Here is a 21,352-nt window from a genome sequence, read left to right on the forward strand (position 1 = left end):
ATTTACGTTCACCCGGCGTGAGGTGTCTGCTTCCGGGGTGACTGAGCAACGGCGCTCGAAGCGCACCGACCAGGAGTGGGACCTGATCCGGCGCATCCAGAACCTCGCCAAGCGGGCTGAGCGCACCGCCTACGACCACTCGAACCTCGTGGGACCGCCGCCGTCCCAGCAGCACCTGGACATCCTGGCGGAGATCCGCGCGCTCACCGAGCAGGCGGTGGCGCAGCGCATGCCGAGACCGGCCAAACTGCCCCGTCAGGCCGAGCCGGTCGACAACCCGAAGGTGACCGCACCGCTCAACTAGGTCGCCGCGGGCTGGGGAGGCGCCCCAGCCCGCGCCAACCCCGCGCCGGGGTGCCCCGCGAGTCCCGCCCGCAGCGGGCCGCCGGGTCCGGGGGGCGCGAAATCGCGGTTCAGGGGAGCGGCACCGCAGGTCAGAGGCTCGAAATCGCGGTTCGGGGGCGTGGAGCCGCAGGTCAGGGGCGCGAAGTCACGGTGAAGGAGCGCGGACCGCGCCGCACGGGAAAAGCACGGTGCGCGAGCCCCGCGGTGGTGCGCCCACCGCGGCACCCGCGCCCGCGTCGTCGACCGGTCGCCGTCCCCTAGCGGCGGCGGACCAGCTTCACCAGACCCTTGAACGTCTCCTCCAGGCCGGAGGAGAACGGGTTGTCGTTGACCAGGTAGGTCCAGGTCGTGTTCGGCCGGTGCACGCCCGCTTCCTCCAGGTGCGCGCCCTCCTCGTCGACCACGACCTTGGCGAAGGTCTCCTCCGCCTCCTCCCACGCGTCCGGCACGATCTTGTGGTAGGCCGGGATCGCCTCGCGGTGGAACTCGTCCAGCGGGTTCTGCCGGGCCAGCGCCCTCAGGTGGATGCCCTCCCGCAGGTCCGTCAGGAACACCAGGTGGTCGCTCCACCGCTGGTCGAGGTGGTGCAGCGCGATCAGCCGCGCCGCCTTCTCCTTGATCTCCGCGTCCAGCTCGGCCAGCTCCTCGGCGCGCTCCGGCGCGCGCTTGGACAGCTCGTGCCACGCGGCGTCGGTGCGCAGCAGGTTGTCCCGGAACTCCAGGACCAGCTGGCGCTGGTGCTCGATCAGCTTGTTGTACCGCCACGTGTTGCGGTGGATCTCCAGGTGCACGCCCTCGGCCACGCGCTGCGCGTGCTCCACGGCTTGCAGGGTGCCCGGGTCGGTCACCCGGCCGTCGTCGCCGACCTCGGCGGGCTCGTCGTGGTCGGGCACGTACTGCGTGACCAGGTCGTCCTGGAGGGACGAGAAGAACACCGAGCCGCCCGGGTCGCCCTGGCGGCCGGCGCGACCGCGCAGCTGGCCGTCCAGCCGGCTGCTGGAGTGCCGCCCGGTGCCGATGACGTACAGGCCGCCCAGCTCGGCGATGCGCTCGTGGTCGGTCGAGTCGTGCCCGCCGAGCCGGATGTCGGTGCCGCGGCCCGCCATCTGGGTGGAGACCGTGATCCGCTCGAACGAGCCCGCGTCGGCGATGATCGCCGCTTCCTCGGCGTCGTTCTTGGCGTTGAGGACCACGCACTCCAGGCCCGCCTCGGACAGCTTGCGGGACAGCCGCTCGGACTCGGCCACGTCCAGCGTGCCGACCAGGATCGGGCGGCCCGTGGCGTGGACCTCCTCGATCTCGGCGACGATCGCCGCTTCCTTCTGCTCCAGCGTCGCGTACAGGCGGGACGGCTCGTCCTCGCGGACGGTCGGCACGTTCGGCGGGATGACCAGCACTTCCAGCCGGTAGAAGTCGCGCAGCTGCTCGGCGACGGCCACCGCGGTGCCGGTCATGCCGCACACCGTCGGGTAGCGGCTGAGCAGGGCCTGGACGGTGATGGAGTCCAGCACCTCGCCCGCGTCCGTGGTCGCGACGTTCTCCTTCGCCTCGACCGCCGCCTGGAGGCCGTCGGGCCAGCGCTGGAGCTTCGCGATGCGGCCGCGGGTGTCGTTGATCAGGTGCACCTTGCCGTCGCGGACGATGTAGTCCACGTCGCGGTGCAGCAGGACCTGCGCGTGCAGGGCCACGTTGACCTTGGACAGCGTGGTGGAGACGTGCTCGTCGGAGTACAGGTCGATGCCGCCGAGGGCGCGTTCGACCAGCTCGCTGCCCGCGCCGGTCAGGTAGACGTTGCGCTCCTCGTCGTCGATCTCGAAGTGCAGGTCGCGGCGCAGGCGCTTGACCAGGTCGGCCAGCGCCGGGTCGACCGCCGGGCCCGCCGTGGAGCCCGCCAGGACCAGCGGCACGCGCGCCTCGTCCACCAGCACCGAGTCGGCCTCGTCGACCAGGGCGACGCGCGGCCGGGGCACGACCAGGTCGCCGACGTCGGTGGCCAGCCGGTCGCGCAGCACGTCGAAGCCGATCTCGCTGACCGAGGCGTAGGTGACCTCGGCCTGGTAGGCGGCGCGGCGCTCCTCGGGCTTGGAGCTCTGGTTGATCCAGCCGACGCTCACGCCCAGCAGCTCGTAGAGCGGCCCCATCCACTCGGCGTCGCGCTGGGCGAGGTAGTCGTTGACCGAGACGACGTGCACGTGGTCGCCGCGCAGCGCGAAGCCGGCGGCGGCGATGGCGCCGGAGAGCGTCTTGCCCTCACCGGTCGCCATCTCGACGACGTGCCCTTCGAGCAGCCCGAGCGCGCCGAGGACCTGCACGTCGAACGGGCGCAGGCCCAGCGCCCGGTCCGCTGCCTCGCGCCCGAGCGCGCAGACCTCGACCAGCTCGGGACGGCCGAACTCGGACTTCCCGCGCAGCGCCGCGGCCGCCGCGGTCAGCTCCTCGTCGCTCAGCTCCTTCACGCGCTCGGCCCGCTCGTTCACCTCGTCGAGCAGCTTGCGGTAGGGCGTGAGGTCGGCGGAGCCGGGCTTCTGCGCGAACCGGCGCAGCCGCTGCTTGAACCGTCCCAGAAGAGTGGTCACGGCACGGCAACGTACGGCAAGCGCGCAACGTTCCGCACGTCACCCGGTTGACCGTTCACTCGGGTGAGCTGCGTTGATCTTGGTCCGACCGGTCGCGCGCGAGCGCGGCCGGCCGGACCAGCCGGCGCCTGCGGATCGCCCGGCACGAAGACCTTCGCGGTCGATGCGCCCTGGTCCCGGGGCGACCACGTTTCGCGGGAGGCGGAATGGCGACGGATCGGCGCGCGGACGGCTCCTGTTGCGGTGCGAGGCGCTGACCGAGGGTTCGTGGGGCCTGCGGTTGGTCGACGGGTGCGGCCGGCGGCAACCCGCCAAGTACCGGCGCGGGGTCGACGTCGTGGTCCGGAACCCGGCGGGAGGTGGTGCCCCCGGCCCCGGGCTGCCCCTCACCTGCTCGTGGCACCTGCTCGTGGCCGGGAATGTGCGCGCCGCTCATGAGCGACGGGGTTCCCGATGAATTCACCCTGCGCTTCGCGAATTCGGTCGAGTTCGCCCGGTACCGGGTGGTGCCGCCGGTCGGTTGCGACGCATACCTCGAACCGATCGGAGCCCGGAGAGCGGGAAAGCCTGGCTTTGGCGCGGAGCGTCGACGAACGGGGCCGGGCTGTTTTCGAATTTTCGGCATTCGACCCGCCGCCGCGCCGGAACTCGGGCACGCGCCTTGAGCTGAAGGGGATGGGCGTCCCCGCGTGAGGACGCCCATCCCGTGAAGCCCTCGTTTCAGGTGTTGTCCTCGGCCCGGTGCGTCTCCGGCAACCCCAGCACCGAGGCCAGCGTCACCAGCCCCATCACCAGCAGGAACGCCGACACCGACAGCGAGGTCCCGGTGGCCACCAGCAGCGCCGTCATGATGAACGGCGTCCCGCCGCTCACCAGGATCGACGCCAGCTGGTACGCCAGCGACGCCCCCGAGTACCGCACGTGCGGCTCGAACAGCTCCGCCAGGTACGCCGCCACCGGCCCGTACACCAGGCTCGACCCGATCCCCGACACGGTCAGCGCCACGAACAGCAACCCCAGCGACCCCGTGTCGACCAGCCAGAAGTACGGGAACGCCCACACCACCATGGCCACCGCGCCGGCCACGATCAGCGGCCGCCGGCCGTGGCGGTCCGACCAGCGCCCGGCCAGCAGGATCACCGGCACGGACAGCAGCGACGACAGCAGCGTCACCACCAGCACCGGGTTGCGCTCCAGCCCCAGCTCCCTGGTGGCGTAGTCGAGCACGCCCGCGATGCTCACGTAGAACACCGCGTTCGACGCGAACATCAGCCCCGCGCCCAGCAGCACCGGCCGCCGGTGGGTCCGCAGCACCTCCGCCAGCGGCGCGACCGGGGCCTCGCCGCGCCGCTCCTTGATCTCCCGGAACACCGGGCTGTCCTCCACCTTCAGCTGGATGAACAGCACCACCGGGAACAGCAGCGCGCTCGCCAGGAACGGCACCCGCCACCCCCACGAGGCGAACGACGCGGCCGGCAGCAGCGCACCGGTCAGCAGGAAAGCCGCGTTGCCCAGGATGACCCCCAGCGGCACCCCGGCCTGACCGAACGTCCCGGCGAACCCGCGCCGCCGAGGACCGGCGGTCTCGGTCAGCAGCAGCACCACGCCGCCCCACTGCCCGCCGACCGCGATGCCCTGGAGGAACCGCAGCGCCACCAGCAGCACGGGCGCCAGCACGCCGATCGACGCGCTGGTCGGCAGCAGCCCGATCAGGAACGTCGCGCCCGCCATCATCGCCAGGCACGCCACCAGCGCGGGCTTGCGCCCGTACCGGTCGCCGACGTGCCCGAACACCAGCCCGCCGAGCGGCCGGGCGACGAACCCCGCCCAGAACGTGCTGAACGACAGCAGCAGCCCGATCAGCGGCGTCGCACCCGGGAAGAACAGCTTCGGGAACACCAGCGCGGCGGCGGTGGCGTAGATGAAGAAGTCGTACCACTCCAGCGAGGAGCCGACGAGCCCGGCGGCCATGAGCTTGCGCAGCGTGCGGCGCTGGTCGGGCGGGGCGGTCGTGACCATGCTTTTCCCTTCACCAGGTGTCCAGGAACGGACGTTTCTTGCCGTCGCGGGCGGGCCTCGGCCCGCAGGTGAGCTGCGAGGCGACCCAGTGCCGGGTGTCGGCCGGGTCGATCACGTCGTCGATCTCGAACGCGGAGGCCACGTTGAGCGCCTTGCCGTGCTCGTGGGCGGCGACGACCATCGCCTCGAACGCCTCGCGGCGCTGCTCCGGGTCGTCGATGGCGTCCAGCTCCCGCCGGTACCCCAGCCGCACCGCGCCCTCCAGCCCCATCGGGCCGAACTCGCCGCTGGGCCACGCCACGGCGAACCGGGGCGCCTTGAGGCTGCCCGCCGCCATCGCCTGCGCCCCCAGCCCGTACGCCTTGCGCAGCGCCACGAACCCGAACGGCACGTCGAGGTTCGCGCCGGCCACGAGCAGCCGGGTCAGGTGCCGCACGGTGGCCGTGCGCTCGGCGTCCGGCCCGACCATGAACCCGGGCGTGTCGCACAGCGACAGCACCGGCAGGTCGAACGCGTCGCACAGCCGCAGGAACCGCGCGGCCTTGTCCGCCGCGTCCGAGTCGATGGCGCCGCCCAGCCACGCCGGGTCGTTGGCGAGGATCCCCAGCGGCTCGCCCTCCACGCGCGCCAGCGCGGTGACGACCCCGCGCCCGAACGACGGCCGCAGCTCCAGCACGGACCCGGTGTCCGCGAGCGCCTCCACCACGGTCCGCACGTCGTAGGCGCGCACCCGGTTCTCCGGCACGGCGTGCCGCAGCACCCGCTGGTCGGCGCACTCCCACGCGTCCACCGGGCCCTGGAAGTACGACAGGTACTTGCGCGCCGCCGCGACGGCCTCGGCGTCGTCGGCCACCAGGACGTCGACCACGCCGTTGGGCACCTGCACGTCGACCGGCCCGACCTCCTCGGGCCGGAACACGCCGAGCCCGCCGCCCTCGATCATGGCGGGCCCGCCCATGCCGATGGTGGCGTCGCGGGTCGCGATGACGACGTCGCAGGTGCCCAGCAGCACGGCGTTGCCCGCGAAGCACCGCCCCGACGCCACGCCCACCAGCGGCACCAGCCCGGACAGCTTCGCGAACAGCTCGAACGCCGCGCAGTCGAGCCGGCTCACGCCCGCGTGGTCGGTGTCGCCGGGCCGCCCGCCGCCGCCCTCGGCGAACAGCACCACGGGCAGCCGCTGCCGCTCGGCCAGCTCGAACATCCGGTCCTTCTTGGCGTGGTTGCGGATGCCCTGCGTGCCCGCGAGCACCGTGTAGTCGTAGGACATCGCGACGACCCGCTCGCCGTTCACCCGGCCGACGCCCGCCACCAGCCCGTCCGCCGGGGTGCGCTCGACCAGCTCGTCCAGCGACCGCCGCCGGCGCTGCGCGGCGATGGCCAGCCCGCCGTACTCGACGAAGTCCGAGCACAGGTCGGCGACGTTCTCCCGGGCCGTGCGCCGCCCGGCCGCGTGCCGCCGCGCCTCCGCCTCGGGGCGGCTGAAGTCGTGCCGCGCCAGCGCCTCGGCCAGGTCGGGGCGCACCTCGTCCAGGTCGACCTCGGCGGCCTTCTCCTCGACCGCCGCGTCCACGCCCTCGGCCAGCAGCGCGCCCTCGGCGACGGTGTCGCCGACCGACACCAGCACGCGCCCGTCGCCGACCGGCACGACGTGCTGCATCTTCATCGCCTCGACGACGACCGCGCCGTCCTCGACGGCCACGACCGTGCCCCGCACGGGGGCGCGCGCCCCGGTGTCCTCGCGCGGCAGCGAGTCCACCAGCCCGGTGTGCGCCCGCCACACGTCCGGGTGATCCAGGAGACCGCGCAGGAACGGGATGTTGGTCCTGGCGCCGTCCACGGTGAACTCGTCCAGCGCCCGCCGCGCCCGCTTGAGCAGCGTGCCCGGGTCGTCGGCGTGCACCACGACCTTGGCCAGCAGCGGGTCGAAGCCCGGCGCCGCGCGGTAGCCGGCCGACGCGTGCGTGTCGACCCGGACGCCCGGCCCGGTCGGCGGGGTGAACGCCGACAGCCGGCCCGTGGAGGTCAGGCTCACCCGCAGCTGCGCCGCCCAGCCGCGCGGCGCGTGCGCCAGGTCCGGCTCGACCTCGGTGGCCAGCAGGAGCTGGGCGCGCACCAGGTCCAGGCCGGTGACCTGCTCGGTGACGGTGTGCTCGACCTGGAGCCGGGGGTTGGCCTCCAGGAACGCGAACCGCCCGTCCGGCGCGACCAGGAACTCCACCGTGCCCAGGCCGGTGTAGCGGACCGCGCGGGCGATGGCGGCGGCCGCGCCGTGCAGCGCCGCCCGCAGGTCGGGGGACAGGTGCGGCGCGGGCGCGAACTCGACCAGCTTCTGGTGCCGGGACTGGAGCGAGCAGTCGCGGTCGCCGAGCACGGTCGTGCCGACGAGCTGGACCTCGACGTGCCGGGCCGGCTCCATCAGCTCCTCCGCGTACACGGCGTCGTCGCCGAACGCCGCCAGCGCCTCGGCCCGGCACCGCCGCACGGCCGCCGGGAGGTCGGCGAGGCCGCGCACCACCCGCACGCCCTTGCCGCCGCCGCCGGCCGCGGCCTTGACGACCACGGCGCCGTGCGCGCGGAAGAACTCCTCGAACCCGTCCTCGACGCCCGCCAGGACCGGCACGCCCACCCGGGCGGCCAGCTCGCGCGCCCGCCGCTTGTCGCCCAGCAGCTCCAGCACCTCGGGCGGCGGCCCGACGAACGTCAGCCCGGCCTCGGCGCACCGCCGCGCGAAGCGCGCGTTCTCGGCCAGGAACCCGTAACCGGGGTGCACGAGGTCGCACCCGCCCGCGGCGGCGAGCACCGCGTCCACGTCCAGGTACGACCGCTCGTCGGGCAGCCGCACGGCGCGGTCGGCGAACCTGGCGTGCGCGTCGTCGGAGTCCGTGACGAGCGCGACGGCGCCCCACCCCAGGTCGGCGGCGGCGCGGAGCACGCGGACGGCGACCTCTCCCCGGTTGGCGACGAGCAGCGTGGGCACTTCGACCTCCTGAGCGACCGCTTAGTATGTGACGCCGGTCGCATACTGGCACCTGGGCTTAGCGTTCGTCCAGAGGCAACCGATTCACCCGACGAGGCGTCATAGGGGCACTCGGGTCCCAGGGCGTGACCTTGGCAGCGGTTCAGGAGGCACCACCGTGGTTTTCAAGAGGATGTTGCGCGCGTTCGGGGTCGGCGGTCCCACGGTCGACACGGTGCTGGCCAACCCGGACGTCCGGCCCGGCGAGGTGCTGACCGGCGAGGTCCGCATCGCCGGCGGCGACCACGCCGTCGACATCGAGCAGGTCAAGCTGTCGCTGGTCACCAGGGTCGAGGTGGAGAGCGGCGACAACGAGCACAACCGCAACCTCGAATTCGCCCAGGTCGTCGTCGGCCGGCACGTCGGCGTCGGCCCGGGGCAGAACCTCTCGCTGCCGTTCCAGTTCCCGGTGCCGCTGGAGACGCCGCTGACCGTGGTGCACGGGCAGCTCCTGCGCGGGATGACCATGGGCCTGCGCACCGAGCTGGAGGTCCGCGGCGCCGTCGACCCCGGCGACCTCGACGCGTTCAACGTGCACCCGATCCGCTCGCAGGAGCACGTGCTCAACGCGTTCGGCGCGCTCGGCTTCCGCTTCCAGCGGGCCGACAACGAGCAGGGCCGCATCCACGGCGTGCCGCAGCAGCTGCCGTTCTACCAGGAGATCGAGTTCCTGCCGCCGCAGCAGTTCCTGTCGAAGATCAGCCAGCTGGAGCTGACCTTCGTCACCGACCCGCACCACCTGTACGTGGTGCTGGAGGCCGACCGGCGCGGCGGGGTGCTGCGCGCGGGCGGCGACACGTTCGGGCACTTCGCCATGTCGCACGACGAGGTGCTGCGCTCCGACTGGGCGGCGCTGCTGCACCAGTGGATGGAGAAGGTGGCGGGCAGGCGGTCCTTCGGCGGGTTCGGCTTGTAGGGCGTCGCGGTGAGACCGCCGCGGTTGTCGCGGTGAGGTCGTCGCGAGGCGCGCGGGGCCGGGTTCACCGGATGCGGGGTCACCGGAGTGGGTGAATCCAAGTCGGTGATCCGGCGGTGGCCGGCGCGTTCGGTGGGATGATCCACCGGGCCCCTCGACGAAGCGGGGGACTTCTTCGCAACGGACGAACCACGGGAGGCGTCATGGGCATCGGCGGCGTGATCAGCGCTTTGATCGTGGGGCTCATCATCGGTCTGCTCGGCAAGCTCGTCGCGCCGGGCAAGCAGGCCATCCCGATCTGGCTCACCCTCGTGGTGGGCATCGTGGCGGCGTTCCTCGGCACGTTCGTGGCCAGGGCGCTCGGCGTCGAGGACACCAGGGGCATCGACTGGATCGAGATCCTGGTGCAGGTGCTCATCGCGGCGGTCGGCGTCAGCCTGGTGGCCGGCTTCTACGGCCGGAAATCCGTGCGCTGACCACTGCGTTGGCCACTGCGTTGGCCACTGGTTGGCCACTGGTTGGCCACTGCGCCGGGCACCGCGTCGGCACTGTGCCGGCCATTGCGTTGGCCACTGCGCCGACCACTGCCAGGAGCCCGTCGACGAGCAGGGGTCCCCTCGCGGGGGGGTCCCCTGCTTTCACGTTAGCGGCGGGGTACGACAATTCCAGGATGGCCGATGAGTCGTCAGCCGAGCCGAGGGGGATCCTCGACGGCTTCGGCGCCTACCGCACCGCCCGCGCCGACCACCACCGCGACCTGTTCGCGCGCGGCACGGTCGTGCTCGACACCGACACCCTCCTCAGCCTCTACCGCTGCACGCCCCGGTCCCGGGTGGACTTCCTGCGCGCCCTCCAGCGCATCCGCGACCGCCTGTGGGTGCCGCACCAGGTGCTGGCCGAGTTCTGGCGCCGCCGCGAGGCCGCGCTGAGCGAGGTGGAGCAGGTGTCCGCGCGGTCCGCCGAGGTCCTGCGCCGGGCGGAGGAGCAGGCGGTGCGCGGCCTGCTGGCCTGGTCGGACCGGGCGTCGCTCGCGCCGGACGAGCTGTCCGCGCTGGAGCGGGTCCTGCGGGACGCCCACGAGCACGTGGCCGCGCGCCTGACCGAGGCCACCCGGCGGGAAGCGGTGGTGGACACCGAGGAGGACCAGGTGGTCGCCGACCTCGACGGGCTGCTCTACGGCCGCGTCGGCGACCCGCTGCCGCCGGACGAGCAGCGCGCGGCGCTGGCGGAGGCCGCCGAGCGCGAGAGCCGGAGGTTCCCGCCCGGCGAGGGCGACTACCTCGTGTGGCGCCAGGTCCTCGCGGAGGCCGCGCGGCGCGGGCGGGACGTCCTGCTCGTCACCGGCGAGGTCGCGGAGGGCTGGTGGCGCCTCGACGAGCACGGCAACGCCAGGGGGCCCCGGCCCGAGCTGTACGAGGAGCTGCGCGCGGTGGCCGGCGTGCGGCTGTTCACGATGCGGCCGGACACCTTCCTCCGCCACGCGCACGAGCTGCTCGGCCCCACCGCCCGGAAGGAGTCCGCCGACGACGTCGAGCGGGCGCTCCGGCAGGCCAACACCTCGGCCCTCCAGGTGCTCGCCTTCAACTTCGTGGAGGTGTTCCTGGCCCGCGACCTCATGCCCGACTACCACACCGGCGACGGTCACGTGGTCCTGCGGGCCGGGGACGCGGGCGACCGGCGGCGGGCGTTCCTGGTCGACCCGCCGTTCGCGGAGCCGGGCGCCGCGGTGAAGTGGGTGGCCAGGCTGGTGCGCGCGCACGCCGAACCCGCGGGTGACGACGTGGTCGTGTTCTCGGACCGGCCCGGCGACCGGGTGCTCGACGGCCTGGCCAACCTCGGCATCCCGGTGATGTGGCCGGTCGGCGAGGACTGGGCGGGTTCGGAACCGGCCGGGGAGCGGGGCTGGCTCACGGTCTGAGGACCGACCGCGCGCCCAACCGAACGAGCCCGCCCCGGGAACCCGTCCCCGACCCCCGACCCCGGCCCTGGGCTGACGGTGGCCGGGGCGGGCGAGGCGGGCAGGTCGGGTCGGGCAGGCCGGGGCAGGTCGGGTTGGGCCAGGGTGGGCAGGCCGGGTCAGGCAGGCAGAGCAGGCCGGGTCGGGCAAGCCGGACAGGCCCGGTCGGCGGCGGTCAACCGGCCTGGGGAGCCGTCCTGGCGCCGACCATCCGCAGCACCAGGTCGGCGTACAGGTCGCCGATCTCCGCCGGCGTCCGCCCCCGGTCCGGCTGGAACCACCGCGCCACGTCGATGCACAGCGACAGCACCGCCAGCGTCGCGCCCCGCACCTCGGGCACGTCGAACACCCCGGCCGCCACGCCCTCCTCGACCATGTCCCGCACCGAGCCCTCGATGCGCCGCCGCAGCTCGACGACCTCCGCCAGGTGCTCGGGCGTCAGCGCGCTCAGCTCGTACTGCACCACGCGCGCGGTCACGCGGTACTCCGCGTGCCACGTCGCGAACGCCCGCACCGCCGACGCCAGCCGCGTCGCGGGGTCGTCGCCGGTGACCGACGTCAGCAGGGACAGGGAGGTCGTGTGCCCGATCCGGGAGATCTGGAACAGCAGTTCCTCCTTGGACCGGTAGTGGATGTAGACGGCGGCGGGCGACATGCCCGCCTGCGCCGCGATGTCCCGGGTGGTGGTGGCGTGGTAGCCGCGCACCGAGAACGCGGCGGCGGCCGCGATGAGCATCCGGCGCGCGGCCGGCGGGGTCACCGACGACCACGTGGAATCCAGCCGGTCGAACTCGTCGCGCCTTGACACGACCACGGACGATACCGCAGGCTGGCGACTAAGCAACCGCTTAGTATGGAGGCTGGAGCAGTGCGCCGCACGCTGTACGGACCCGACCACGAAGCGTTCCGCGAGAGCGTGCGGGCGTTCGTCGACCGCACCCTCAAGCCCCACCACGAGAGGTTCATCGAGCAGCGCCACATCGACCGCGACGTGTGGCTCGAAGCGGGCCGCCAGGGGCTGCTCGGCCTGGAGGTCCCCGAGGAGCACGGCGGCAGCGGCGCGGGCGACTACCGCTTCAACGCGGTCCTCGGCGAGGAGCTGTCCAAGGTCAGCGCGGCCATGTCGTCCTGCCTGGGCATCCACTACGACGTGGTCGCCCCCTACCTGGTCGACCTGTGCACCGACGAGCAGAAGCGGCGCTGGCTGCCGCGGTTCTGCTCGGGCGAGCTGACCACCGCCATCGGCATGACCGAGCCGTCCGGGGGCTCCGACCTCGCGGCGTTGAAGAGCACCGCCGTCCGCCAGGGCGGCGACTGGGTCCTCAACGGCTCCAAGACCTTCATCACCAACGGCTTCTCCGCCGACCTCGTCGTGGTCGCCGCCCGCACCGACCCGGCGAAGAAGGCGCGCGGCATCACGCTGTTCGCCGTCGAGACCGGCATGGCGGGCTTCGAGCGCGGGCGCAAGCTCGACAAGGTCGGCCAGCCCGAGTCCGACACCGCCGAGCTGTTCTTCACCGACGTCCGGGTCCCGGCGGAGAACGTCATCGGCGAGGTCGACCGGGGCTTCATCCACATGATGGAGCGCCTGCCGCAGGAACGCGTCGGCTCCGCGATCGCCAACCTGGCCCACGCCGCGCAGATCCTGGAGGAGACGATCGCCTACACCAAGGAGCGCAAGGCGTTCGGCCAGGCCGTCGGCTCCTTCCAGCACAACAAGTTCCTGCTCGCCGAGCTGGTCACGAAGGTCGACGTGACCCAGGCCTTCGTCGACCGGTGCACCGAGGCCCACACGCGCGGCGAGCTGACCGCCACCGACGCGGCCAAGGCGAAGTACTGGAGCGCGGAGGTCCAGAACGACGTGCTCGACGCCTGCGTGCAGCTGCACGGCGGCTACGGCTACATGACCGAGTACCGCGTGGCCCGCGCCTGGATGGACGCCCGCGTCACCAAGATCTGGGCCGGTTCGAACGAGATCATGAAAGAACTCATCGGCCGCGACCTCGGCCTGTAGACCCTGGAGGAGCCATGCCCGAGGCCGTCGTCGTCGCCACCGCCCGTTCCCCGATCGGTCGCGCCCGCAAGGGCTCGCTGGTCGACCTCCGCCCGGACGACCTGGCGGCCCAGGTGGTGCGGGCCGCCCTGGACCAGGTCCCCGCGCTCGACCCGCGCGAGATCACCGACCTGCACCTGGGCTGCGCCGAGCCGCAGGACGAGCACGGGCAGAACGCGGCCCGCCGCATCGCCGTCCAGCTCGGCCTGGACACCGTGCCCGGCACCACGGTCAACCGGTTCTGCGCCTCGTCGGTCCAGACGGCGCGGATGGCCTTCCACGCCGTCAAGGCCGGGGAGGGGCACGCGTTCGTCAGCGCGGGCGTGGAGTGCGTCTCCCGCTACCGCCACGGCGACCCGCACCCCAACCCCCTGTTCGACGCCGCCCGCGCCCGCACCGAGCGCACCGCCGAGACCAACGCGGCGTGGCACGACCCGCGCGAGGACGGCGAGCTGCCCGACTACTACATCTCCATGGGCCAGACCGCCGAGAACGTCGCCACGCTGCTCGGCATCGGCCGCCGCGAGCAGGACGAGTTCGGCGTGCGGTCGCAGAACCTGGCGGAGAAGGCCATCGCCGACGGCTTCTACGCGCGCGAGATCACCCCGGTGACCCTCCCGGACGGCACGGTGGTCGACACCGACGACGGCCCGCGCGCCGGCGTCACCTACGACGCGGTGGCCGCGCTCAAGCCGTCGTTCCGTCCACAGGGGACGGTCACGCCCGGGAACTGCTGCCCCCTCAACGACGGCGCCGCCGCGGTCGTCGTCATGAGCGACACCAGGGCGGCGGAACTCGGCCTCACCCCGCTGGCGCGCATCGTCGCCACCGGCGTGTCGGGCCTCAGCCCCGAGGTCATGGGCCTCGGCCCGGTGGACGCCACGAAGCAGGCCCTGGCCCACGCGGGCCTGTCGATCGGCGACATCGACCTGGTCGAGATCAACGAGGCGTTCGCCGTGCAGGTGCTGGGCAGCCAGCGCGCGCTCGGCATCGACGTCGACCGGCTCAACGTGCACGGCGGCGCGATCGCGCTCGGCCACCCGTTCGGCTCCACCGGCGCCCGCATCATGACCACCCTGATCAACGGGATGCGCGCCCGCGACGCGCAGTTCGGCCTGGAGACCATGTGCGTCGGCGGCGGGCAGGGCATGGCGATCATCCTGGAAAGGCTTTCCTGATGGGCATCCTCGACAAGTTCCGCCTGGACGACCGGGTCGCGATCGTCACCGGCGCGTCCTCCGGCCTCGGCGTGGCCTTCGCCAAGGCCCTCGCCGAGGCGGGCGCGGACGTCGTGCTCGCCGCGCGCCGCGCGGACCGGCTCAAGGACACCGCCGGGCTGGTCGAGGAGGCCGGTCGCCGCGCCCTGGTCGTGCAGGCCGACGTGGCGCGGCCGGAGGACTGCCACGAGGTCGCCCGCGCCGCCGCCGGGTTCGGCCGGGTCGGGGTGCTGGTGAACAACGCGGGCGTCGCCGCGGCCGTGCCCGCCTCGCGCGAGACGCCCGAGCAGTTCCGCGGCGTCGTCGACGTCAACCTCAACGGCGCGTACTGGATGGCGCAGGCCGCCGCCGCGGTGATGACCGGCGGCGGCTCGATCGTCAACGTCTCCAGCGTGCTGGGCCTGGTCTCCGGCGGCCTGCCGCAGGCGGCCTACTCGGCGTCCAAGGCGGGCCTGCTGGGCCTGACCCGCGACCTCGCCCAGCAGTGGAGCGGGCGCAAGGGCATCCGGGTCAACGCGATCGCGCCCGGCTACTTCGCCTCCGAGATGACCGACCAGTACCCCGAGGGCTACCTCGACGCGCACATCTCCCGGCTGCCGATGGGCCGGGTGGGCGACCCGGAGGAGCTGGCCGCGGCCGTGGTGTTCCTGGCCTCGCCGGCGGGCGGTTACACCACCGGGGCGACGTTCGTCGTCGACGGCGGCGTGACGCTGGGCGGCTGATGGCGTCGGCCGCGGGGTCCGGGCGACCCGGTGGACCCGACAGGTCCGGCAGGTCCGGCAGGTCCGGTGGACCCGGCGCGTCCGGTCGGTCCGGCGCGTCCGGCGGGCCGGGCAAGCCCGCCCGTCCCGCCCATCGCGGTGTTCCGCCGATCGCCGCGTGCGATGCTTGGACCATGGCATCGGTACCGGAGCGGCTGGTCGAGGCCGCGACGCGGTTGTTCGCCGCCAAGGGCTACGACCGGGTCGCGGTGCAGGAGGTCGTGGACCTGGCCGGCGTCACCAAGGGCGCCATGTACCACTACTTCGGGTCCAAGGACGACCTGCTGTACGAGATCTACGGCAGGCTGCTGCGGATGCAGACCGAACGGCTGGAGCACATCGCGGCCGGCCCGGCCCCGGTGGCCGACCGGCTGCACGCCGCGGCGGTGGACGTGGTGGTCACCTCGGTGGACAACTTCGACCAGGCGCGCGTGTACTTCCGCTCGGCCGACCACCTGGCCGAGGACAAGCGGCGCGAGATGCGGGTGGAGCGCCGCCGCTACCACGAGCGGTTCCGGGCGCTGGTCGAGGAGGGGCAGCGGACCGGGGTGTTCCGGGCCGACGTGCCCGCGGACCTGACCGTGCACTACTTCTTCGGCTCGGTGCACCACCTGGGGCAGTGGTACAGCGCCGACGGGCCGCTGTCGGCCAAGCAGGTCGGCAGGCACTTCGCGGACCTGCTGCTCGCGTCCCTGCGACCCGTCGAGGAGAACCGGTGACCGACCCCAAGGCCGACCTGCACCAGTACCTGCGCGCCGCCCGCGAGGCCGTGCTGTGGAAGCTGGAGGGGCTGTCGGAGTACGACGTGCGACGCCCGCTCACGCCGACCGGCACCAACCTGCTCGGCGTGGTCAAGCACCTGGCGATCCTGGAGACCGAGTACTTCGGCTTGGTGTTCGGCCGCCCGTTCACCGGCTCCCTGCACTACGACGAGGACGAGCCGAACTCCGACCTGTGGGCGACGGCCGACGAGTCCCGTGAGGACGTCGTCGCCTTCTACCGGCGGGCCGGGGCGCACGCGGACGCCACGATCGAGGAGCTGGACCTCGACGCGAGGGCGGACGTCCCGTGGTGGGGCGAGGAGCGGCGGCACGCGGCGCTGCACCTGGTCCTCGTGCACATGGTCGCCGAGACCAACCGCCACGCCGGCCAGTTCGACGTCCTGCGCGAGCAGCTCGACGGCGCGGTCGGGCACCGCCGCGAGGTGGACAACATGGCGGCGCCCGGCGACGAGGCGGCGTGGGCGGCGCACCGGGCCAGGCTGGAGGACCTGGCCCGGCGGTTCCGCCGGGACGCCGGCGTCTAGGCGATCAGCAGGGTCACGGTCTCGGCCACGCAGGCGGGCTTGGGGTGGCCGTCGACCTCGACGGTCACCCGGGCCACGGACTGCCTGCCCTGCCCGGCCTCGGACACCTCGACCAGCTCCACGCCCGCGCGCACCCGCGAGCCCACGGTCACGGGGCTGGGGAAGCGGACCTTGTTCAGGCCGTAGTTGACGGCCATCTTCAGGCCCCGCACGGTGTAGACGTCCCGCACCAGCAGGGGGATCAGCGACAGCGTCAGGTACCCGTGCGCGACGGGCGCGCCGAACGGGCCCGCGGCCGCCTTCTCCAGGTCGATGTGGATCCACTGGTGGTCGCCGGTCGCGTCGGCGAACAGGTTGATCTCCTCCTGGGTGATCTCGTGCCACCCGCCGAAGCCGATGTGCTCACCCGAGGCGGCGGCGAACTCGTCGAGGCTCTCGAAGGTCCGCATGTCAGTCCTTCGGTCCGCCGGCGACGTAGATGACCTGGCCGGACACGAACCCCGCGCCCTCGCTCACCAGGAACGACGCCGTGTGCGCGATGTCCTCGGGGGTGCCGACCCGGTTGACCGGGATGGCGGCCGCGGCGCCCTTCTTGAAGTCCTCGAAGTCGACGCCCACGCGGGCGGCGGTGGCGGCGGTCATGTCGGTGGCGATGAAGCCCGGCGCGATGGCGTTGACCGTGACGCCGAACTTGCCCAGCTCGATCGCCAGCGTCTTGGTGAAGCCCTGGAGGCCGGCCTTGGCGGCCGAGTAGTTCGCCTGGCCCCGGTTGCCCAGCGCGGAGGTGCTGGACAGGTTCACGATCCGGCCCCAGCCCGCCTTGGTCTGGTGCTTCTGCACCTCCCGGCTCATCAGGAACGACCCGCGCAGGTGGACGTTCAGGACCACGTCCCAGTCGTCGTCGGTCATCTTGAAGAGCAGGTTGTCCCGCAGCACGCCCGCGTTGTTGACCAGCACGGTCGGCGCGCCCAGCTCGTCGGCCACGCGGGCCACCGCGGCCTCGACCGCCGGGCCGCTGCTGACGTCCGCGCCCACCGCGAGGGCCGTGCCGCCCGCCGCCCTGATCTTCTCCACGGTCTCGGCGCAGCTGCCCTCGTCGAGGTCCAGCACCGCGACGGCCAAGCCGTCCTCGGCGAGCCGCGTGGCCACGGCGGCTCCGATGCCCCGCGCGGCTCCGGTGACGATCGCCACCCGGCTGTCGGTGTCGGCCACGGTCAGTCCTCCTTAGATCTGGCGAGCCTTGATCTGGCGAGCCCTGGGCTGCGGACCACCCCGGTGGCCTAAGCAACCGCTTAGTAACCTACCCGGCGACCTCGCCTTGACGCCAGGGCGGGGCGAGGGAAGCATACCGACTGGTCGGAATGTCAACCAGGGGAGGCGCTGTGGAGTTCGACGGCAAGGTCGCGCTGGTCACCGGGGGTGCGAACGGGATCGGGGCGGGCATCGCGCGCCGCCTGGCCGCCGGGGGCGCCTCGGTCGTGGTCGCCGACGTGGACGACGCGCGCGGCGAGGCCGTGGCCGACGAGGTCGGCGGCGCGTACCTCCACTGCGACGTCCGCGACCCCGGGCACTCGGAGGCCGCCGTCGAGCTGGCCGTGTCGCGGTTCGGCGGCCTGGACGTGGCCGTGCTGAACGCGGGCATCGGCACCGGCTTCGGCCTCGGCGACGACTTCGACCCCGAGCGGTACCGCAACGTCATGGGCATCAACCTCGACGGCGTCGTGTACGGCGTCCACGCCGCCCTGCCCGCGCTGCGCGAGCGCGGCGGGCGGATCGTGGCCACCGCCAGCATGGCAGGGCTCATGGCCATGCCGATGGACCCCCTCTACGGCGCCAACAAGGCCGCGGTCGTCGGCCTGGTCCGCGGGCTGGGCCCCGGCCTCGCCGCCGAGGGCGTCACGGTCAACGCGGTCTGCCCGTCGTTCGCCGACACCGGCATCATCTCCGGCTTCAAGGACGCGCTGGAGTCCTCCGGGATGCCCGTGCTGGGCGTGGAGGACGTGGTCGACGCCTTCGTGGCCGTGTTGCGCTCCGGGGAACCTGGTGAATGCTGGTTCGTGCAGGCCGGCAGGCCCAGCGCGCCGTTCCGGTTCCCCAACCCGCCCGGTCCGCGCACCGCCTCCGGCGAGCGCGTCACCCTCAACCACGACCCCCTGACCAGCGAGGAGGGCTGAAGCCCGTGCGAGCCATCCAGATCACCGAGTTCGGCGGACCAGAGGTGCTGACCGAGGTCGAGCTGCCCGATCCCGTCGCCGGTCCGGGCGAGCTGCTCGTCGAGGTGAGCCGGGCGGGCCTGAACTACGCCGACACGCACCAGGCCGAGAACTCCTACCTGGCCAAGATGGAGCTGCCGCTCGTGCCCGGCGGCGAGGTCGTCGGCGAGGCGGGCGGCCGGCGCGTCGTCGCCCTGACCGCGGGCGGCGGCGGGTACGCGCAGAAGGCCGTGGTGCCCGAGGCGACCGCGTTCGACGTGCCGGACGGGGTGGACGACCTGACCGCGCTGAGCATGGTCGTGCAGGGCGCCACCGCGTGGCTGCTGCTGCGCCGGAGCACGCACCTGGAGCCGGGGGAGAGCGTCGTCGTGCACGCCGCCGCCGGCGGGGTCGGGTCGCTGGCCGTGCAGCTGGCGAAGCGGTGGGGCGCGGGGCGGGTCATCGCCACCGCCAGCAGCGAGGAGAAGCGCGGGCTGGCGCTGGAGCTCGGCGCGGACGTCGCGGTCGACTCCACCGCGCCGGACATGACCGAGGCGCTGCGCGCGGCCAACGACGGGCGCCGGGTGGACGTCGTGCTGGACATGACCGGCGGCGCGGTGACCGACCAGAGCGTGGCGGCGCTGGCGCCGTTCGGGCGGCTGGCGTTCTACGGCATGGCCAGCAGGGAGCAGCCGGCGCCCGTGCCGCCCGGCAAGCTGCTGGTGCGCTCCACGGCGGTCGCGGGAATGTGGCTGCCGCACGCGTTCAAGCTGCCCGGCCGGGTCGTGCACCGGGCCATGGCGGAGCTGTTCGACCTGGTGCTCGCGGGCGACCTGCGCGCCGTGCCGGGCGGCGAGTACGGGCTGTCCGAGGTGCGCCGGGCGCACGAGGACCTGCGGGCCCGGCGGACCAGCGGCAAGCTGGTGCTCGACCCGTCTCGCTGAGGGGTGGGGGGACCGGCTCGGCCGGTCCCCCTCACCGGCGCCTCAGTCCTCGTCGCTCAGCTCGGCCAGGGCCGCCTTGACCTTGGCCAGCTCGGCCTCCAGCTCCTCCATGCGGGTGCGGTGCTGGGCGCGGGCCGTCTCGATGACCTCGTCGATGCCGCCCGCGATGTCCTCGTGCAGCTCCTTGGCCGCCCGCGACACGGCGGCGGCCGAGATGGCCAGGCCCTGCACGACCCGCTTGGTGCCGTGCACCAGGTCGGCCTGCCACTCGCCGTCCGCGGTGCCGGTCACGGTCAGCGTCAGCTCGACCGTGCGGGTCTTCTTCGCCGTCGACTTCGGCCGCTTCGCGGGCTTGGCCTCGGCCTCCTCGCCCCTGACCTCGGGCTGACCCTTGGCCTCGGGCTGCTCCTTGGCCTCGGGCTGCTGCTCCTGGGGCACGGGTGCGACCTCCTCCTGCACGGGCGCGGCGGCGGGCGCCTCGGCGTCCACCTTCACTTCCTGCTCTGCGAGCGTGTCCGCCTGCACGTTCTGTGGTTCCTCTCTGCGCGTCCGGCTCGACCCGCCGTGATCTTAGAACACCTGTTCGACTTCGGGTCGATGGCCCCGCACAGCGTAGGGTGTCGGCCTTGTGAGCGTGTGGAGGGACTTCTCCGCTCGCCGGTTCCTGGATCGGTTGAGCGACGAACTCGGTCTCGCGGCGGTCCTGGCGCCCGGTGTGCTGGCCGCCGTCGACCAGCACGGCGCGGCGGTGCGGGACGTCCTGGCCCACGGCGTGCCGGCCTCGGCCCTGGCGGCCGGGGCGGTGCTGCTGGCCGGGTACGCGAAGGGCGTGCTGGACGAGGCCGCGGAGCACGGGTGGCGGCCGCCCGCGCTCGTGGACTGGCCGAACGCGGACTGGACGACGCTGAGGCTGGCGGCGGTGTGCCACCTGGCGCGCCGCGGGCAGCCCGCGCCGGAGGCGTAGCCAGCCCGGCGGGCTGCTCGTCGCAGGTCCGCCGTTCGCGCTCCTCGACGGCGAAGGCCGGGAGAGCCGACCTCGGCTCTCCCGGCCTTCGCCGTGGGTGAGGGCTACCGCCCGCTCACCGCGGAGGGTCCTGCGTGCCGGGATCCTGCCGGTGCTGTCCGGGCTGCTGCGCCGGCATCCCCGCCGCCGGCGTCGGCGTCGGCGCCACGCGGGCCGCCGCCGGGTTCTCCGACGTCGTGCCCCACGCCTCGCCCACCGGCGTCGCCCACGGGGCCTGCGTCCGCTGCACGTCCTCGCGCCCGCGCTGGTAGGCCTCGGCGTGCGCCTTGGCCTGCGGCGCCTCCTGCTCGGCCCGGGTCAGCCAGCCCTCCCAGCGCTGCTGCATGGGCCGGACCAGGCCGCCGCCGAGGCCGACGACCAGGATGCCGCCCACGGTCGCGAGGATGGCGATCAGGATCGGGGTGGTGACGGTGGTGGCGACGCCGATCTGGTTCAGCGCCGCGATGACGCCGATGCCGATGATGAACCAGGAGGCGACCTTGCCGAGCACCGGCCCGTAGGACAGCCCGCCCAGGGCGCGCTCGGTGACGTCCCGCACCGCGCGGGCCACGGCCGCGGCCACCACGATGATCACGATCGCGACGGCCGCCCGCGGCAGCCAGGCCACGATGCCGGTCAGCAGGTCGCTCACCGGGTTCGAGCCGAACAGCCCGAACGCGACCTGGAGCGCGATCAGCAGGACCGCGTAGTACACGATCTGCGCGACCAGGCCGGAGGCGTCGAACTTCGAGCGCGCCAGCGCGTCGCCGACACCGCCGCGCTGGACCGCGCGGTCGAAGTGCACGCGCTCCAGCACCTTGTTCACCGCCGTGCGCAGGAGCCGGGCGACGATCCACCCGATGATCAGCACGACCAGGAAACCGACGAGCTTGGGCAGGAACGCCACCACGGAGCGCAGGGCGTCCCCGGTGGCGCCACCGATGTCCTGTGCCTGCGCCGTGCGCGCGGCGAGCAGGGCTTTCATCGTCTTCGACCTCCTCGGGCGACGGGTGTCCCCGGGGCGGCTGCCCGGCACGGGCCGGC

Annotated in this window: 20 protein-coding genes; 12 read left to right on the top strand and 8 right to left on the bottom strand. The window is 73.4% G+C overall.

Annotated elements, in window-relative coordinates; all coding sequences use genetic code 11:
• The first annotated feature begins 37 nt into the window (after positions 1-37).
• A complete protein-coding gene (locus ABD223_RS21550) occupies positions 38-304 on the top strand; it encodes a hypothetical protein (protein ID WP_344038156.1) in 267 nt (88 codons plus the stop codon).
• Between the two features lie 298 nt (positions 305-602).
• On the opposite strand, the gene secA2 is transcribed toward ABD223_RS21550, so the two are convergent.
• The 3 genes from secA2 to ABD223_RS21565 all read right to left on the bottom strand — a co-directional run bounded on the left by secA2 (position 603) and on the right by ABD223_RS21565 (position 7,920).
• Complete coding sequence (secA2, locus tag ABD223_RS21555) at positions 603-2,921, bottom strand: accessory Sec system translocase SecA2 (RefSeq protein WP_344038157.1); 2,319 nt, start codon at positions 2,919-2,921, stop codon at positions 603-605.
• Between the two features lie 720 nt (positions 2,922-3,641).
• Positions 3,642-4,940, bottom strand: coding sequence for an MFS transporter (locus tag ABD223_RS21560; protein WP_344038158.1), 1,299 nt, complete (start codon positions 4,938-4,940; stop codon positions 3,642-3,644).
• A 10-nt stretch (positions 4,941-4,950) separates the two neighbouring features.
• Positions 4,951-7,920: an acetyl-CoA carboxylase family protein gene (locus tag ABD223_RS21565; protein ID WP_344038159.1), complete on the bottom strand. Its 2,970-nt coding sequence runs from the start codon at positions 7,918-7,920 to the stop codon at positions 4,951-4,953.
• A gap of 157 nt (positions 7,921-8,077) precedes the next feature.
• On the opposite strand from ABD223_RS21565, the gene ABD223_RS21570 reads away from it, so the two are divergent.
• From ABD223_RS21570 to ABD223_RS21580, 3 genes are all read left to right on the top strand, one after another.
• Positions 8,078-8,875, top strand: a complete 798-nt coding sequence (locus ABD223_RS21570; protein ID WP_344038160.1) for a sporulation protein — start codon at positions 8,078-8,080, stop codon at positions 8,873-8,875.
• A 203-nt stretch (positions 8,876-9,078) separates the two neighbouring features.
• Positions 9,079-9,351, top strand: coding sequence for a GlsB/YeaQ/YmgE family stress response membrane protein (locus ABD223_RS21575; RefSeq protein WP_344038161.1), 273 nt, complete (start codon positions 9,079-9,081; stop codon positions 9,349-9,351).
• A gap of 194 nt (positions 9,352-9,545) precedes the next feature.
• Positions 9,546-10,793, top strand: coding sequence for a PIN-like domain-containing protein (locus tag ABD223_RS21580; protein ID WP_344038162.1), 1,248 nt, complete (start codon positions 9,546-9,548; stop codon positions 10,791-10,793).
• Between the two features lie 214 nt (positions 10,794-11,007).
• On the opposite strand, the gene ABD223_RS21585 is transcribed toward ABD223_RS21580, so the two are convergent.
• A complete protein-coding gene (locus ABD223_RS21585; RefSeq protein WP_344038350.1) occupies positions 11,008-11,568 on the bottom strand; it encodes a TetR/AcrR family transcriptional regulator in 561 nt (186 codons plus the stop codon).
• A 132-nt stretch (positions 11,569-11,700) separates the two neighbouring features.
• Here ABD223_RS21585 and ABD223_RS21590 point away from each other — a divergent pair, with 132 nt between their 5' ends.
• The 5 genes from ABD223_RS21590 (at position 11,701) to ABD223_RS21610 (ending at position 16,169) form a co-directional block, all read left to right on the top strand.
• The gene (locus ABD223_RS21590) at positions 11,701-12,846 is read left to right on the top strand and encodes an acyl-CoA dehydrogenase family protein (protein WP_344038163.1); all 1,146 of its coding nucleotides are present in this window, start codon (positions 11,701-11,703) and stop codon (positions 12,844-12,846) included.
• Between the two features lie 14 nt (positions 12,847-12,860).
• Complete coding sequence (locus ABD223_RS21595; RefSeq protein WP_344038164.1) at positions 12,861-14,063, top strand: acetyl-CoA C-acetyltransferase; 1,203 nt, start codon at positions 12,861-12,863, stop codon at positions 14,061-14,063.
• Complete coding sequence (locus ABD223_RS21600) at positions 14,063-14,824, top strand: SDR family NAD(P)-dependent oxidoreductase (protein ID WP_344038165.1); 762 nt, start codon at positions 14,063-14,065, stop codon at positions 14,822-14,824. The genes ABD223_RS21595 and ABD223_RS21600 overlap by 1 nt, the downstream gene beginning before the upstream one ends.
• Before the next feature lie 173 nt (positions 14,825-14,997).
• Positions 14,998-15,582 (top strand): TetR/AcrR family transcriptional regulator, encoded by a 585-nt coding sequence (locus tag ABD223_RS21605; protein ID WP_344038166.1) that lies wholly within the window; start codon positions 14,998-15,000, stop codon positions 15,580-15,582.
• Positions 15,579-16,169, top strand: a complete 591-nt coding sequence (locus ABD223_RS21610; protein WP_344038167.1) for a DinB family protein — start codon at positions 15,579-15,581, stop codon at positions 16,167-16,169. Before ABD223_RS21605 ends, ABD223_RS21610 begins: the two co-directional genes overlap by 4 nt.
• On the opposite strand, the gene ABD223_RS21615 is transcribed toward ABD223_RS21610, so the two are convergent.
• Together ABD223_RS21615 and fabG are read right to left on the bottom strand one after the other, a co-directional pair.
• A complete protein-coding gene (locus tag ABD223_RS21615) occupies positions 16,166-16,618 on the bottom strand; it encodes a MaoC family dehydratase (RefSeq protein ID WP_344038168.1) in 453 nt (150 codons plus the stop codon). The genes ABD223_RS21610 and ABD223_RS21615 overlap by 4 nt on opposite strands.
• 1 nt (position 16,619) lies before the next feature.
• Positions 16,620-17,381 (bottom strand): 3-oxoacyl-ACP reductase FabG, encoded by a 762-nt coding sequence (gene fabG / locus ABD223_RS21620; protein WP_344038169.1) that lies wholly within the window; start codon positions 17,379-17,381, stop codon positions 16,620-16,622.
• Between the two features lie 170 nt (positions 17,382-17,551).
• On the opposite strand from fabG, the gene ABD223_RS21625 reads away from it, so the two are divergent.
• Both ABD223_RS21625 and ABD223_RS21630 read left to right on the top strand, forming a co-directional pair.
• Positions 17,552-18,343, top strand: a complete 792-nt coding sequence (locus ABD223_RS21625; RefSeq protein WP_344038170.1) for an SDR family NAD(P)-dependent oxidoreductase — start codon at positions 17,552-17,554, stop codon at positions 18,341-18,343.
• 5 nt (positions 18,344-18,348) lie between these two features.
• Positions 18,349-19,305: a quinone oxidoreductase family protein gene (locus ABD223_RS21630; RefSeq protein ID WP_344038171.1), complete on the top strand. Its 957-nt coding sequence runs from the start codon at positions 18,349-18,351 to the stop codon at positions 19,303-19,305.
• A gap of 42 nt (positions 19,306-19,347) precedes the next feature.
• Here the strand turns inward: ABD223_RS21630 and ABD223_RS21635 are convergent, their stop codons facing one another.
• Positions 19,348-19,794, bottom strand: coding sequence for a DUF6319 family protein (locus ABD223_RS21635; RefSeq protein WP_344038172.1), 447 nt, complete (start codon positions 19,792-19,794; stop codon positions 19,348-19,350).
• Positions 19,795-19,933: 139 nt separating this feature from the next.
• On the opposite strand from ABD223_RS21635, the gene ABD223_RS21640 reads away from it, so the two are divergent.
• Positions 19,934-20,269, top strand: coding sequence for a DUF6401 family natural product biosynthesis protein (locus ABD223_RS21640; protein ID WP_344038173.1), 336 nt, complete (start codon positions 19,934-19,936; stop codon positions 20,267-20,269).
• A 115-nt stretch (positions 20,270-20,384) separates the two neighbouring features.
• Here ABD223_RS21640 and ABD223_RS21645 read toward each other — a convergent pair whose 3' ends face one another.
• Positions 20,385-21,293: a mechanosensitive ion channel family protein gene (locus tag ABD223_RS21645; protein ID WP_344038174.1), complete on the bottom strand. Its 909-nt coding sequence runs from the start codon at positions 21,291-21,293 to the stop codon at positions 20,385-20,387.
• Positions 21,294-21,352 lie beyond the last annotated feature (59 nt).

The organism is Saccharothrix xinjiangensis (assembly GCF_039527585.1).
GTDB lineage: Bacteria > Actinomycetota > Actinomycetes > Mycobacteriales > Pseudonocardiaceae > Actinosynnema > Actinosynnema xinjiangensis.

Bases quoted from the DNA above. Each gene is read 5' to 3' on its own strand.
- ABD223_RS21560 (WP_344038158.1), bottom strand. From the start codon at position 4,940: ATGGTCACGACCGCCCCGCCCGACCAGCGCCGCACGCTGCGCAAGCTC.
- ABD223_RS21575 (WP_344038161.1), top strand. From the start codon at position 9,079: ATGGGCATCGGCGGCGTGATCAGCGCTTTGATCGTGGGGCTCATCATC.
- ABD223_RS21580 (WP_344038162.1), top strand. From the start codon at position 9,546: ATGGCCGATGAGTCGTCAGCCGAGCCGAGGGGGATCCTCGACGGCTTC.
- ABD223_RS21585 (WP_344038350.1), bottom strand. From the start codon at position 11,568: ATGCTCATCGCGGCCGCCGCCGCGTTCTCGGTGCGCGGCTACCACGCC.
- ABD223_RS21595 (WP_344038164.1), top strand. From the start codon at position 12,861: ATGCCCGAGGCCGTCGTCGTCGCCACCGCCCGTTCCCCGATCGGTCGC.
- ABD223_RS21600 (WP_344038165.1), top strand. From the start codon at position 14,063: ATGGGCATCCTCGACAAGTTCCGCCTGGACGACCGGGTCGCGATCGTC.
- ABD223_RS21605 (WP_344038166.1), top strand. From the start codon at position 14,998: ATGGCATCGGTACCGGAGCGGCTGGTCGAGGCCGCGACGCGGTTGTTC.
- ABD223_RS21615 (WP_344038168.1), bottom strand. From the start codon at position 16,618: ATGCGGACCTTCGAGAGCCTCGACGAGTTCGCCGCCGCCTCGGGTGAG.
- ABD223_RS21645 (WP_344038174.1), bottom strand. From the start codon at position 21,293: ATGAAAGCCCTGCTCGCCGCGCGCACGGCGCAGGCACAGGACATCGGT.